This window comes from Sessilibacter sp. MAH3, from assembly GCF_054658275.1.
On record NZ_BAAGIE010000051.1, the window covers coordinates 1 to 13,693 of the forward strand.

The following is a 13,693-nucleotide window of genomic DNA, read 5'->3' on the forward strand; positions in this document are numbered from 1 at the left end:
CCTTTGGCGAGAAAAATGGCCGACTATACCAGCTGGCCTCTTTTCAAGAAAATTGCACTTATTATCCGAAACCAAGAACTCCGAAAAAACGTTTATTGGTGTGTTATCCCAACAATTGCCGCGGCGATTCATGCTCTGTTGGATTTGAAATCGCCATAAGGTTTGCCGGAACTCTAAAGTGGTATAATGGCTGCCTTGATCTTTTAGGTTTTCCACGAAGTTCAAATGCCACTGATAATGCCTTTTTAGTCAGTTCGCTATCCGGTGAGTACGACAAAGCCCAGCCTACCGGTTTACGTGCGTAAAGGTCTATAACCCCGCTAAATACGCCCAGCGATTGCCCGCCCAAATGTAGGTGATATCGCCACGCCAGACTTTATTAGGCGGAGAAACGGTAAATTCTCGATTAAGTTTATTAGCGATGGTTACATGCTCTTTTCTAGTTTTCTAGTTTTCTAGTTTTCTAGTTTTCTAGTTTTCTAGTTTTCTTGTAAGTATGTTTCCGTGGCTGAGAGCTGAACAACCTTGGTTTGCTCATGGTTTTTCCAGCTTTATAACGATTGATATTTATGCTATGACTTCCGACTATTTTTGCTACCAATCGAGTGCAAGCGGAACAATTGCTGAATGCACTCGCCTGACGCACAGCACTCTTTAATCGAACTTGCTCCGTGGTTACAGGTGCTGATTTTTACCCTGGCGCTCTTGGCGTATGCATTACCAACAATATCCATAGTAGAGTGTCCGATGCCTAGTGTTTTAGCGATCTCACGAACAGACCGACTTTGATCGACAACTAATTGTGCTAATTCCACTCGAAATTCAGTGCTGAAGTTCCTTCGGACAGGTGTTTTCATTGATTAGCTTTATGTTTAAGAAGTGATAATATCGCCTCTAATTAGGTGGTAAAATTATTCAGCTATAACAGGGTAATCTTTAAAATGTAAAGGGGCTGAAGGGGCTGAAGGGGCTGAAGGGGCTGAAGGGGCTGAAGGGGCTGAAGGGGCTGAAGGGGCTGAAGGGGCTGAAGTAGCTAAGAGCTAGTGTTTTGTCGTTTTATATCAGTATTTTAGCTGCTTTAATAGCGTTTGGTGGTCTCTTCCATTGAAGAGCCATTCGCACTCTTTAAGAAACCAATAAAAATTATCTTGTTTAATTCCATTAAACTTTCGTAAATGGTGTTTAGCCTGATTCCAAGAGTTCTCGATTCCATTAATATGATTTGTATTATCAGCAAATAATTTCGAATGATTAATCCTCTGATGATGAAAATCACTCACATCCAAAGCATTGTAAGATTTAAATGTATTTGTGTAGACAATGCTGTCAGGTGTAACCTTCTCATTGATAATGGGTAGCAGAGTTTCAGTTTTGGCGTTGGGAATAATTACGGTAAAAACCTTCCCACCCCTTTTTAATAGGCCAAAAACTGCTATTTTACCTCCAGCGCTTCGACCTCTCTTGCCTTTACGTACTCCTCCAAAATAGCTTTCATCGATTTCGACTTCACCGGATAAATCGTATCTCGGCAATCTACTGGCTATCAGCTGCCTTAGTCGCATAAAAAAGCGAATGGCTGTATTGGGTTGTACTCCAAGCATTTCAGCCGCCGCCCGAGCAGTTGCTCCAACGACAAAATATTCTATAAGCCTACTTTGTTGCCTAGGTGTTAACCGGCTTTTTCTTGTATACATGAGCTTTAGAGTAGCCACTATGGCTGCTCTTAGCTACTTCAGCCCCAATGTAAATATTGTACAAATGGTAACATTACATATACAGTTTATTGAGATTAGTGCCATAGTTACTTTTTTATGACTTTGATATCTGCAAGACAACTTCTGATACAAATGTGTCCTATGCGCTTCTCTCCATTTTTGTCCGGTAGCGATTCTAACCAGTAAGGTTATTGTTGCGTCTAAGATAAATAGTGAGAGTAATATAAACCAGCTCCATAGGTTTATGGCTTCACTTTTTGATGTTATGAGTGCGAGTGTGGCGAATGTCATTCCCAGAAATGTGCTGCATGCGTCGCCCATGAATATTTTTGCCGGCGGCCAGTTCCAGTAGAGGAATCCGTAGACGGGTAGGGAGCTGGCAATTAGTACTGCTGCTAATTCTACTTGTCCGTTAATGAAGCATATAAGGCTTGCACCTGCGAGTACGGTTACCGCTTCTGCTCCTGCGATTCCGTCGATTCCGTCCATGAAGTTATATAGGTTGGTCATCCAAACTATACCGATCACTACAGCAATAATCCCTAAGCCATTGAGTTTTATTGAAATGTTTTGCCAAATTTGAATGTCTGGCAGTGGGTATATTAAAGATACCGTAATACACGCAGACACTATTTGTGCAATAAAACGAATTCTTCTCGGAAGGTTGTGTTTGTCGTCGAAGAATCCTACGGCGGCAATAATTGAGCCTGGAATAGTTAGCGCTAAGAATTCTTTGATCGATAACATTTGCAACCCATAGCAAATCGCCCAAACGGCTATAATTCCGCAGACGGTTACAATTCCTCCACCTGTTGGAGTTGGAGTTTTATGAGAGCTTCTGTGATTTGGGTTGTCGATAATACCTTTTTGTATTGCATGTTTTCGATACACATTGGTTAGCCAAAGTGTAAATCCAAAAATTACGATGGCTGAGGCGAGTAGTATTGCGAAGTTGTTAGAGATCATTCGGTTTGGTATTTGGGTGCCAGTTCAGTGTTTTTGATGTATGAGTAATGTCGACTTCTAGATTGCCGAACAGTCGTTGTATCAAACTAGATTTGTGACTGTAACTTTTTATCCATGCTTGCATGAATTTTGGAATACGGATGAGCCGTACTTTTCTATTGGTATCTGTAGCTATTTTTTTTACTAATTCTGACGTGCTTAGCGGTTTTCCATCCGAGACTAAAAAGATTTGGCTGCTCGCGGCTGGATGAGTAGAGCAGATTGAAATGAGCTCAACTAAATTTTTAATATCAACTAGGTCTCGGCGATTTTGTATATTTCCTAGTGGCAAAGGTAGGTGCCAATCAATGACTTTTGATATGAGTTGTAAGTTACCTTTTGCATTCGGTGTATAAACAAGCGGTGGTCTAATTATGCACCATTCGGTCCCAGCTTCATTACAAATACTCTTGAGCTTCTGTTCCGCGAGTAACTTGGTCTTTCCATAGTTATCTTCGGGGTTGCAAGTAGAGGTATGTACAAATGGTTGGTCGGGCAGAGTAGATTCTCCCATAACTTTAATGCTGCTTATAAGTAGGACTCTCTTGATGTCCGCAAGATTTTTATTCTTGGCTTCAGTAACCCAAGTACAAATCTTTTCTGTGAACTCAACATTACCTTCGTAATAATCTTGGTAGGTTGCGTTTGGATTATGTGTTACCGCGGCTAGGTGCACGAATACATCTACATTTTTGACGGCTTCGGTAAAGGAGTTAAAGTTATCCAATGTGCAGTTGTTGCGAGACAGTTCGACAGCTTCGTGGCCAGTGTTTTTTAACTGAGTTACTAGAACGCCTCCAATTAAGCCTGAAGCTCCGGTGATGGCGATGACATTTGCTTGGCGATTAGGGTTCACGATTAAAGCGGCTTAAAAAATTGGAATGAACACTTATTGTCGCAGCTAAACAATTAATTTAGAACGAGTTTTTAATGCTTGCGCTCAATAAATCAAGCTGGTAAAGTGCGCGCCTCTTGAAAAGTCCTATACGACCGTAGCTCAGTTGGTTAGAGCACCACCTTGACATGGTGGGGGTCGGTGGTTCGAGTCCACTCGGTCGTACCAATTCAAATAAAGAAAAGTTAGTTATCACTTGGTAAAACTTTTCTTTCGAAATAATGTAGATTCGCTTTAAACCCCAAATCAAGTGGCTTTTGGTAGGAGTCACCACTGAGGTAAGGAAGTACATATGCCTGTCATTACTCTCCCAGATGGTTCACAACGCTCATTTGATCATCCTGTATCTATTTTAGACGTAGCTAAAGACATTGGTCCTGGCCTTGCGAAAGTTACGCTGGGTGGGCGCGTTAATGGTGTTCGCCACGATGCAGTTGATCTGATCGAAGCCGATGCTGATTTAGTAATCTTTACCCCTAAAGACGAAGATGGCATCGAGATTATTCGCCACTCCTGTGCTCATTTATTGGGACACGCGCTCAAACAAATGTGGCCAGACGCCAAGATGGCGATTGGTCCTACCATCGAAAACGGCTTTTATTACGACATCGATCTAGAACATCGATTGACCGACGAAGATGTTGAAGCGTTAGAACAACGCATGAAAACGTTGGCTGAGACGAAGTATTCTGTTGTTAAAAAGAAGGTGAGTTGGGAAGAAGCATACGATACTTTCCAAGCGCGCGGCGAAAGCTACAAAATGGAAATTCTTGATCGCGATGTTCCAAAGTCAGATAAGCCGGGCTTGTATCATCACGAAGAATACGTTGATATGTGTCGTGGGCCACATGTTCCGCACATGGGGTTTTGTGAACACTTTAAATTGCAACGAGTTTCTGGTGCCTACTGGCGAGGTGACTCTAACAATAAGATGCTTCAACGTATCTACGGTACTGCGTTTGCCGATAAAAAACAGTTAAAAGAGCATCTTAGATTTTTGGAAGAGGCGGTTAAACGAGATCATCGTAAACTTGGTAAAAAGTTCGATCTCTTTCATTTGCAAGAAGAAGCACCTGGAATGGTGTTTTGGCATCCCAAAGGTTGGGCCGTTTATACCGCTATTGAACAATACATGCGCAAAATTCAGCGTGAGAACGGCTATTTAGAGATTAAAACCCCGCAAGTTGTTGATCGCGTGCTTTGGGAAAAGTCAGGCCATTGGGATAAATTCCGTGACGATATGTTCACAGTTGAATCCGAATCTCGTGATTTTGCGATTAAGCCAATGAACTGTCCTTGTCATATTCAGGTGTTCAACCAAGGCTTAAAATCTTATAAAGAATTACCAATGCGTCTGGCTGAATTTGGTTCATGCCATCGCAATGAGGCTTCGGGCACACTTCAAGGTATCATGCGTGTTCGTGGCTTTACTCAAGACGATGGACATATCTTCTGTGCGGAAGACTCTATTCAAACCGAAGTCTCTACGTTTACCGATTTGCTCTACTCGGTGTATCGTGATTTCGGTTTTGACTCGGTCATTATTCGTCTCTCCACTCGTCCAGAACAACGAGTTGGTAGTGATGAAGTTTGGGATAAGGCAGAAAAAGCACTTGCCGATGCGCTTGATGCTAAAGGTTTGGGCTTTGAGTTGTTGCCCGGTGAAGGCGCATTCTATGGTCCGAAGATTGAGTTTTCTCTGAAAGATTGTATTGGTCGAGTTTGGCAGTGTGGAACCATTCAAGTGGATTTCTCAATGCCTGGTCGTCTTGGCGCACAATTCGTTGCCGAAGATGGCAGTCGCCAGACTCCGGTTATGTTGCATCGAGCTATTCTTGGTTCCTTCGAGCGTTTTATTGGTATTTTAATCGAAAACTTCGAAGGTGCATTCCCAACTTGGTTGGCTCCAACTCAGGTTGCGATCATGAATATTACCGATGCTCAGGCAGATTACGTTAAAAGTGTTGAAAAACAACTTGCTAATCATGGCTTGCGAGTATCAAGCGACTTGAGAAACGAAAAGATCGGATTTAAAATTCGAGAGCACACTTTACAAAAGGTTCCTTATTTGCTTGTCACTGGCGATAAGGAAGCTCAGTCAAATGCTGTTGCGGTTAGAACACGTACCGGTGAAGATTTAGGCGTAATGTCCATAGATGAGTTTGTTGAGCTCATCAATAAAGACATTGCAAATCTAGGTCGCACTGATAGCGCTAGTAACTAGCAACAGGTTTAAGGGCTTAGGCTCATAGTTTAGGAGACACAATTATCAAACGAGAAGCAGCTGCCGGTAGTTCAAAAAAAGCCCGGATTAACGATCAAATCCAATCCGCCACGGTTCGATTGATCGGTGCAGATGGCGAGCAAGTAGGAATTGTTCCAATAGATGAAGCTCTCAGTACCGCGCGAGCGGCCAGTTTAGATTTAGTTGAAATGGCTGCTCAGTCCGATCCGCCGGTTTGTAAGGTAATGGACTACGGCAAACACTTGTTTGAAATCAAAAAGCAACGCGCTGCTGCTAAAAAGAAACAAAAGCAACAGCAAGTTAAAGAAATGAAATTTCGTCCCGGTACCGATATTGGCGATTACAAAATTAAGCTTAAGAGCTTAATTCGTTTCTTAGAAGACGGCGATAAAGCTAAAATCTCTCTGCGTTATCGTGGTCGAGAAATGGCTCACCAAGAACTCGGTATGGAAATGCTAGAACGTATCGAGAAAGATTTGGAAGAGTTTGGTGTGGTTGAGCAACGTCCTAAAATGGAAGGTCGCCAGCTATTGATGGTTATCGCACCGAAAAAGAAAAAATAAGTTTTCCCGATATCATTGGATGTGTAGAATTTCGCCTCGGCTTTCAACTGTGATTTATTATAGTGAGGCTGAGGTAAGCTATTTAGTAACTCATGAACATGGGTTGCGTAAGTAGCTAAGCAAACAAAAGTAGCCAGGTTTTTAGCTACCGACCTACTTTTTAACGTCAACAGTTGATCCCCCTGGGTATTAATATACTTAGAGTCTTTAAGGGGTCTGTGATGGAGTTTTCATCCCATGCCAAAAGCTAAAGTACATAGCGGTGCTGCAAAGCGCTTCAAAAAGACGGCTAGCGGTTACAAGCACAAACACGCCAACAAAAGCCATATCTTGACCAAAATGACTACCAAGCGTAAGCGTCAATTGCGCGGCACTTCAGTGCTAAACGCAGCTGATAAACCATTGGTAGATCGTATGCTACGCGCCAAGTAATTGGCCCGTTTTAACAACACGAGAATTTTGAGGAAGAGAATATGGCCCGTGTAAAACGTGGTGTTGAGGCGCGTCGTCGTCACAAGAAAGTTTTGAAAGCAGCTAAAGGTTACTATGGTGCACGTTCACGTGTATTCCGCGTAGCCAAACAAGCGGTCATTAAGGCCGGTCAATATGCTTACCGCGACCGTCGCGTTAAAAAGCGTAACTTCCGTGCTTTATGGATCACTCGTATCAATGCACAATCTCGTGCTTTAGGTATGAGCTATAGCCGCTTAATCGCTGGCCTTAAAAAGGCAAACATTGAATTGGACCGTCGTGTATTGGCTGATCTTGCCATTCATGACAAAGCGACTTTTGCTGCCATCGTTGAACAAGCGAAAGCAGCCCTAGTGTAATCCCAATTCAAATCCGTAAAATTCGTTTTACAGGATAGCCAAAAAAAGGGGAGGGGCTTGAGCTTCTCCCTTTTTTTGTGCCGGTAAAATACCGCAGAAACACTCTGCAAGAATAATTAACTCTTGTGTAAGACTATTTGGAGAAGTCCGCATGGAGAATCTAGCCGCGCTCACCAATGAAGCGCTTGGCTTGGTTGAAAAGGCTGAAGATTTAGCCGCACTGGATCATGTGCGTGTTGAATATTTGGGTAAAAAAGGCCAAATCACTGCGTTACTAAAAAGCTTAGGAAAGTTAACGGCTGAGGAGCGTCCTGCTGCCGGTGCAAAAATTAACGAAGCCAAGCAACAGGTCCAAGATCGAATCAACGAGAAAAAAAGTCAACTTGAACAAGCTTCTATTAATGCGAAGTTAGCAAGTGAAACACTCGATGTAACTCTTCCTGGTCGACAATCGGAAATGGGTGGTTTGCACCCAGTAACACGAACCCTAGAACGCATTGAAAAAATATTTTCTGCGGTAGGTTATCGAGTTGAGCAAGGTCCTGAAATCGAAGACAACTATCACAACTTCGATGCCTTAAATATCCCGGCTCATCACCCAGCTCGCGCCATGCACGATACTTTTTATATCGATGAAAACCATGTGCTTCGTACACACACTTCACCAGTACAAGTGCGAACCATGGAATCGCAAGAGCCTCCAATTTATATCATTTGTCCTGGCCGTGTTTACCGCTGCGATTCTGATCAAACCCATACGCCGATGTTCCATCAAGTGGAAGGTTTGGCAATTGATCAAAATATTAGCTTCGCCGACCTCAAGGGCACTATTGTGCAGTTCCTTCAAGCGTTCTTTGAGCGTGATCTAGAAGTGCGTTTCCGTCCGTCTTTTTTCCCTTTCACAGAGCCGTCAGCCGAGTTCGATATTCAATGGGAATCCAGTAAGACGGGTTGGCTGGAAGTTGGTGGCTGCGGCATGGTTCATCCTAATGTTCTTCGAGCCAGTGGTGTTGATCCAGAAAAGTACACCGGTTTCGCCTTTGGTTTGGGTGTTGAGCGTTTAGCTATGCTGCGTTACGGCGTTAACGATTTACGTTTGTTCTTTGAGAACGACGTAAAATTCTTAAAACAGTTTCGCTAATACTCGCCGTGTAAAACACGCCTAAAGAACCGAAAAGAGCAGATTGAAGCATGAAATTCTCCGAATCTTGGTTGCGTGAGTGGGTTAACCCAAATATCAATACGCAGCAATTAGTTGATCAAATTACCATGGCCGGGTTAGAAGTTGACGCAGTCGAGTCGGTTGCTGGTCAATTCACCGGTGTAGTTGTGGGCGAAATTATTGCCGCAGAACAACACCCAGATGCCGATAAACTTCGTGTTTGTACCGTTGCTGGCGACGGCGATGAGACCAAGCAGGTTGTCTGTGGTGCTCCCAACGCGCGAGTTGGCATCAAAATACCTTTCGCCACGGTCGGAGCGTCCTTACCTCCTGGCGAAGACGGAAAAGCGTTTAAGATTAAAAAAGCCAAACTACGCGGCGTAGAGTCTTTTGGAATGCTCTGCGCTCAGACAGAGCTGCAAGCTGGTGAAGACGATTCTGGCTTATGGGAATTACCTTTAGATGCTCCGGTTGGCGTCGATCTGAACGAATATTTGAAGTTAAATGATCAATGCATTGAGGTAGACCTTACGCCAAACCGCAGCGATTGCTTGAGTATTCAAGGTATCGCCCGCGAAGTGGGTGTGTTAAACCGATGTGAAGTTTGCGGGCCAGCCATTGAGCCAGTAGACGCAGCTTCTGAAGTAACATTTCCTGTAGAGCTACAAGCTGAAGATTCGTGTCCAAGATATGTTGGTCGAGTTATCCAAGGCGTTGACGTTTCAAAACCAAGTCCTTTGTGGTTACAAGAGAAATTACGCCGCGGTGGCGTGCGTAGTATTGATGCAATCGTAGATGTGACCAATTTTGTGCTTATGGAATTAGGTCAGCCTATGCATGCTTTCGACCTCGATAAACTCGATACTCAAATTACGGTTCGCTTTGCCAAAGATAAAGAAAAGTTGGTCTTGCTCAATGGTGAAGAAGTGGAGCTTGATACCGATGTTTTGGTGATCGCCGATGCGTCTGGCCCGCTGGCAATGGCAGGCATTATGGGTGGAGAACCCTCTTCGGTAACGGATGCAACTACCAACATTTTCCTAGAAGCAGCATTCTTTAACCCGCTGACCATTGCGAATCGAGCGCGTCGATATGGTCTGCATACTGATTCTTCACACCGCTTTGAGCGCGGCGTGGATTACAATCTAGCAACAAGAGCCATCGAGCGCGCAACGCAACTTATCATCGATATTGTAGGCGGTGTTCCAGGCCCAGTTGTGGTTGCTGAGAATGATTCGGTTCCTGCTCCAGTGCAAGTTACCTTGCGCAAAGCTCGTATTGAGTCTGGTTTAGGATTTTCTCTTGCTGACGAAGACGTTCTGCAAATTTTAACTCGCTTAGGTTTAGAAGTTGTATCTTCTGATGACTCTTCTTGGACGTTTGCAATACCAAGCTATCGCTTTGATATCAGCATCGAAGAAGATCTACTTGAAGAAATTGCTCGTGTCTATGGCTATAACAATTTGCCGGTTACCTCTATGGCATTACCGATGCGGATTGATCGTCAAACTGAAACGCAAACGCCGCTCGGCCGAATTCGTGCCACGCTTGTCGCTAGAGGCTATCAAGAAGCTATCTGCTACAGTTTTGTTGATACTAAAATTCAGTCAATCATTGACCCAGGCATTACTCCGGTTCCTTTGCAGAATCCAATTAGTGCCGATATGTCGGTGATGCGCACCAGTCTGTGGGCCGGATTAATTAACAGCCTTAAGCACAACCTGAACCGCCAACAAGCACGTGCAAAACTGTTTGAGACGGGACTTAAATTCGTTTCTGAAGACGGATCTCTTGAGAAGCTGGTTCAAACACCAGTGATCGCAGGTTTGATTTACGGTACTAAACAAGGTGAATCTTGGTTTGGCAAAAGCGATAAATTCGACTTCTACGACATTAAAGGTGACGTCGAAGCAATTCTGGCGCTTACCGGTAAGTTAGCTCTTCCAGAAAGCGTAGTTTTTGAGCCGGCTGTTCATAGTGCTTTGCATCCAGGGCAAACAGCACAAATACTGATTGATGGAAAAATTGTGGGTATTGTTGGTTGCTTGCATCCGCAAGTTCAACATGCGCTAGATTTAGATCAGCCAGCATTCGTGTTTGAGTTAAATCAGGCGGACATTGCTCAAGCCCTAGTGCCGGAATACACCGCGTTGTCGAAACACCCTGAAGTTCGTCGCGACCTCGCAGTAGTTGTTGATCAAACTGTGACAGGGCTGCAATTAGAAAAAGCGGTGCGTAATAGTGCTGGGGACTGGCTCACAGAGTTAAAGATTTTTGACGTTTATGTGGGCAAAGGTATTGATACACAAAGAAAAAGTGTTGCCTTAGGCTTGACCTTCCAGCATCCTTCGAGCAATCTTACGGACGAACAGATTAACACCTCGGTTGATGCTGTTATCAAGTATCTCGAGTCGGAGCTTAACGCGGTATTACGCTGATTAATCTGGCAAATCAGCCAGCTTAACAGTAACCGCACACTAAAAAGGCTACACTGTTATGACTGGAGCACTGACAAAAGCGGATTTGGCCGAGCTCCTCTATGAAGAGCTCGGATTTAACAAGCGCGAGGCAAAAGAACTCGTCGAAGTTTTTTTTGAAGAGATTCGCACCGCGTTAGAGTGTAACGAGCAGGTTAAGCTTTCAGGGTTTGGCAATTTTGACCTGCGTGACAAAAGTCAACGCCCAGGGCGCAACCCCAAAACTGGCGAAGAAATTCCAATTTCTGCCAGACGGGTGGTTACCTTTAGGCCAGGTCAAAAACTGAAGGCAAGGGTGGAGGCCTATGCTGGAACCAAGTCACAATGACGAACTTCCGGTCATTCCGGCAAAGCGCTATTTTACCATTGGTGAAGTAAGCGAGTTGTGCGCTGTTAAACCGCACGTACTGCGATACTGGGAACAAGAATTTCCTCAGTTAAAACCAGTAAAACGAAGAGGCAATCGTCGCTACTATCAGCGACAAGATGTTCTCACAATTCGTCAAATTAGAGCTTTACTCTACGATCAAGGCTTTACCATCAACGGAGCGCGCCAGCGTATGACCGGAGATGAAGCTGTTGAAGACAATACGCAGTTCAAACAAATTGTTCATCAAATGATTGTAGAGCTAGAAGAAGTGTTAGCCGTTTTGAAAGACAACTGAATCGATATGTTTGCGCAACGTTTTTTTTGCGGTGCAGTTTAAACAAACGCAGTTTGATAGTGTTTCTAGTCAGTTATCTTCTAATTTAATACGGTGAATTGGTGTAACAGACACATACACTAATTCGCCGTTTTTGATTAAAAAATCTTTGTGCTAATGCTTGCAAAAGCTAATTAAGAGTGTATTATCTCGCGCTCTGTTAAATGCCTTAGAAAACAAAGATTTGGCGGGTTTTTTAGCTATTCTTAAGTTACTAAAAATTAAGTTTTTACTATCTTAAAAGTGCTAAAAACTAACTCGGAGTGTAGCGCAGCCTGGTAGCGCACCACACTGGGGGTGTGGTGGTCGTCGGTTCAAATCCGGCCACTCCGACCATCTAAGTAAAAGACATTTAACATCCCTTGCCCAAGTGGTGGAATTGGTAGACACGCTATCTTGAGGGGGTAGTGGCGTAAGCCGTGCCGGTTCAAGTCCGGCCTTGGGCACCAAAAATAACGTTTTTCCAAGCGGTTAAAAAATATTCATTGGAAATATTTGGAAATATTTTGGAAAAATAAACCACACAGATCACCAAATTTTAGTGTTTCCCGCTACCGCCTCGATCCATTTCTGATCACCGTGACCATCCAAATAAACCTGTGTTTGCTCTCCTGATGCGTGAGCCAAAAGTGCCTGAATCTGATCAACTGGTCTTTTTTCAGACTGCTCCAAAACGCTCGATCCTAGCGATCTTATTTCATGAAACGTTGGCCACTCATCTCTATCGAGATGGTTAAATACTCCACACTCCTTTGCGGTTTCATGAAATGTTCTCGAAATCATTTCTGGGCGTAATTGACCCCTTCGGCCGCCGCGCAAAATCTTTGAAACCACGTATTGGCTCAGTGGAGGCAATGATTTGGCTCTGGTCAAAACCTCTCTAAGCGCCGGGGTTATTTCCGCGAAAACATACCCCGTATTGTGACGCTCGACCTCTTTCCTAACAATGAATATACGCCCATCTTTTTCATCGCTGAATTTCATCGCACAAACTTCATTTCTACTAAGACATTAGAAAAATCCAGTAATTTATTTTCTAAAATTGTCGAATATTGGTGGAATCATTAAAAGGGCACTTGGAAGCCAGGCCACGCAAACCGCGTATTTTTACGGTTAGAACAAAACGCCTTTCTTTTAGTTGGTAACAAACCAATTGCCGAAATTAAACCGCAAGAAATTATTAAAATTACACGCGCTGTAGAAAATCTTGATGCTCCTGACATTGCTAGTAGAACCTTGCAAGATGTTCGTCGAGTATTTCGTTACGCCGTGCAAAATAATTTAATTGAAATTAATCCCGCCGCTGATTTAACCAGTATTTTAAAAGCTCAGTAAAACAGAACACAGAGCCTCTTTGCCGAGAAAAGAATTACCCGAATTTTTAAAGGCATTAGCTAATTATAAAGCTAAGGGTAGATTACTAATGCAGCTTTCTATTGAGTTATTAATTTTAACGTTTGTGCGCCCCGGTGAATTACGTGGTGCTCGTTGGGAAGAGTTTGATCTTGAAGAGCGTATTTGGCGAATACCTGCCGAACGCATGAAGATGGGCACAGAACATCTTGTTCCATTGGCACATCAAACCGTAACAATTCTCAAAAAAATACACGAAATATCAGTTGGCTATCCGTTGTTGTTTCCGCCAGAAAAAAAACCAAGAAGTCTCCGTGTTTGATAACACAATGAGGCGCGCAATTTTTAAATATCGCGGCTAAAGTGTTTAATATCTCAATATAATTTTTATGAGGGTTAGCTTTTAGGTAACTGATAATCTGAGTCATAACAGGACGTTTATTAAAGTTACCGCCACCTGTTACATCGTCATGAAAAACCTTTTCCATAATAAAGCAGTTTTCCTCGCATATTGTCGGTTGCGATGCTCTTGGCTTTTTAATCCATACCTTTCAATTTTTTTGCTTTTTATCACTGACGCATCAGTAAAGAAGCGCGTATTTACTCATCGTTTGAATCATCTGCCATAGCATTTTTAAAAGCTCTTCAGCCTGCTTGCCGCTTAAACCTGTAGTGGTTTAATAATCTCGTACCAGCTTGTAGGGTAAACTGCCCCAAACAAAGGAACCTACAAATGGCCTATAA

At 43.4% G+C, this 13,693-nt stretch carries 13 protein-coding genes, 3 tRNA genes and 3 pseudogenes; 13 read left to right on the forward strand and 6 right to left on the reverse strand.

Going from position 1 to position 13,693, the window contains the following annotated elements; all coding sequences use genetic code 11:
• Positions 1-92 precede the first annotated feature (92 nt).
• The 5 genes and pseudogenes from ACYQ2C_RS18120 to ACYQ2C_RS18140 form a co-directional block, all read right to left on the reverse strand.
• A pseudogene (locus ACYQ2C_RS18120) lies at positions 93-435 on the reverse strand (DDE-type integrase/transposase/recombinase); the annotation flags it as partial.
• A 137-nt stretch (positions 436-572) separates the two neighbouring features.
• On the reverse strand, positions 573-857 hold the full coding sequence (locus tag ACYQ2C_RS18125) for a transposase (RefSeq protein ID WP_460104572.1): 285 nt from the start codon (positions 855-857) through the stop codon (positions 573-575).
• Between the two features lie 204 nt (positions 858-1,061).
• Positions 1,062-1,694 carry an IS1595 family transposase gene (locus ACYQ2C_RS18130; protein ID WP_460104576.1) on the reverse strand — a complete coding sequence of 211 codons (633 nt, stop codon included), beginning with the start codon at positions 1,692-1,694 and terminating at the stop codon, positions 1,062-1,064.
• A 33-nt stretch (positions 1,695-1,727) separates the two neighbouring features.
• Complete coding sequence (locus ACYQ2C_RS18135) at positions 1,728-2,681, reverse strand: MraY family glycosyltransferase (protein WP_460104571.1); 954 nt, start codon at positions 2,679-2,681, stop codon at positions 1,728-1,730.
• Positions 2,671-3,576 carry an NAD-dependent epimerase/dehydratase family protein gene (locus tag ACYQ2C_RS18140; protein ID WP_460104570.1) on the reverse strand — a complete coding sequence of 302 codons (906 nt, stop codon included), beginning with the start codon at positions 3,574-3,576 and terminating at the stop codon, positions 2,671-2,673. Before ACYQ2C_RS18140 ends, ACYQ2C_RS18135 begins: the two co-directional genes overlap by 11 nt.
• 130 nt (positions 3,577-3,706) lie before the next feature.
• On the opposite strand from ACYQ2C_RS18140, the gene ACYQ2C_RS18145 reads away from it, so the two are divergent.
• The 11 genes from ACYQ2C_RS18145 to ACYQ2C_RS18195 all read left to right on the forward strand — a co-directional run bounded on the left by ACYQ2C_RS18145 (position 3,707) and on the right by ACYQ2C_RS18195 (position 12,045).
• Positions 3,707-3,783: transfer RNA gene (locus tag ACYQ2C_RS18145), tRNA-Val, on the forward strand.
• Between the two features lie 124 nt (positions 3,784-3,907).
• The gene (thrS, locus tag ACYQ2C_RS18150; protein WP_460104568.1) at positions 3,908-5,839 is read left to right on the forward strand and encodes a threonine--tRNA ligase; all 1,932 of its coding nucleotides are present in this window, start codon (positions 3,908-3,910) and stop codon (positions 5,837-5,839) included.
• 44 nt (positions 5,840-5,883) lie between these two features.
• Positions 5,884-6,423, forward strand: a complete 540-nt coding sequence (infC, locus tag ACYQ2C_RS18155) for a translation initiation factor IF-3 (protein WP_460048116.1) — start codon at positions 5,884-5,886, stop codon at positions 6,421-6,423.
• 237 nt (positions 6,424-6,660) lie between these two features.
• The gene (gene rpmI, locus ACYQ2C_RS18160; protein ID WP_460047651.1) at positions 6,661-6,855 is read left to right on the forward strand and encodes a 50S ribosomal protein L35; all 195 of its coding nucleotides are present in this window, start codon (positions 6,661-6,663) and stop codon (positions 6,853-6,855) included.
• 41 nt (positions 6,856-6,896) lie between these two features.
• The gene (rplT, locus tag ACYQ2C_RS18165) at positions 6,897-7,253 is read left to right on the forward strand and encodes a 50S ribosomal protein L20 (RefSeq protein ID WP_460104566.1); all 357 of its coding nucleotides are present in this window, start codon (positions 6,897-6,899) and stop codon (positions 7,251-7,253) included.
• Between the two features lie 151 nt (positions 7,254-7,404).
• Complete coding sequence (gene pheS / locus ACYQ2C_RS18170) at positions 7,405-8,394, forward strand: phenylalanine--tRNA ligase subunit alpha (RefSeq protein WP_460047655.1); 990 nt, start codon at positions 7,405-7,407, stop codon at positions 8,392-8,394.
• Positions 8,395-8,444: 50 nt separating this feature from the next.
• Positions 8,445-10,853 (forward strand): phenylalanine--tRNA ligase subunit beta, encoded by a 2,409-nt coding sequence (gene pheT / locus ACYQ2C_RS18175; RefSeq protein WP_460104563.1) that lies wholly within the window; start codon positions 8,445-8,447, stop codon positions 10,851-10,853.
• A gap of 58 nt (positions 10,854-10,911) precedes the next feature.
• Positions 10,912-11,220, forward strand: a complete 309-nt coding sequence (gene ihfA, locus ACYQ2C_RS18180; RefSeq protein ID WP_460047658.1) for an integration host factor subunit alpha — start codon at positions 10,912-10,914, stop codon at positions 11,218-11,220.
• Positions 11,198-11,557 carry a MerR family transcriptional regulator gene (locus ACYQ2C_RS18185; RefSeq protein WP_460047659.1) on the forward strand — a complete coding sequence of 120 codons (360 nt, stop codon included), beginning with the start codon at positions 11,198-11,200 and terminating at the stop codon, positions 11,555-11,557. Before ihfA ends, ACYQ2C_RS18185 begins: the two co-directional genes overlap by 23 nt.
• Positions 11,558-11,855: 298 nt before the next feature.
• A tRNA-Pro gene (locus tag ACYQ2C_RS18190) sits at positions 11,856-11,932 on the forward strand.
• 28 nt (positions 11,933-11,960) lie between these two features.
• Positions 11,961-12,045: transfer RNA gene (locus ACYQ2C_RS18195), tRNA-Leu, on the forward strand.
• Positions 12,046-12,124: 79 nt separating this feature from the next.
• On the opposite strand, the pseudogene ACYQ2C_RS18200 reads toward ACYQ2C_RS18195, so the two are convergent.
• Positions 12,125-12,583 (reverse strand): annotated as a pseudogene (locus ACYQ2C_RS18200) (tyrosine-type recombinase/integrase); the annotation flags it as partial.
• Between the two features lie 96 nt (positions 12,584-12,679).
• Here ACYQ2C_RS18200 and ACYQ2C_RS18205 point away from each other — a divergent pair.
• Together ACYQ2C_RS18205 and ACYQ2C_RS18210 are read left to right on the forward strand one after the other, a co-directional pair.
• A pseudogene (locus ACYQ2C_RS18205) lies at positions 12,680-12,931 on the forward strand (phage integrase central domain-containing protein); the annotation flags it as partial.
• A gap of 19 nt (positions 12,932-12,950) precedes the next feature.
• Positions 12,951-13,271 (forward strand): tyrosine-type recombinase/integrase, encoded by a 321-nt coding sequence (locus ACYQ2C_RS18210; protein ID WP_460104560.1) that lies wholly within the window; start codon positions 12,951-12,953, stop codon positions 13,269-13,271.
• Positions 13,272-13,693: the final 422 nt, after the last annotated feature.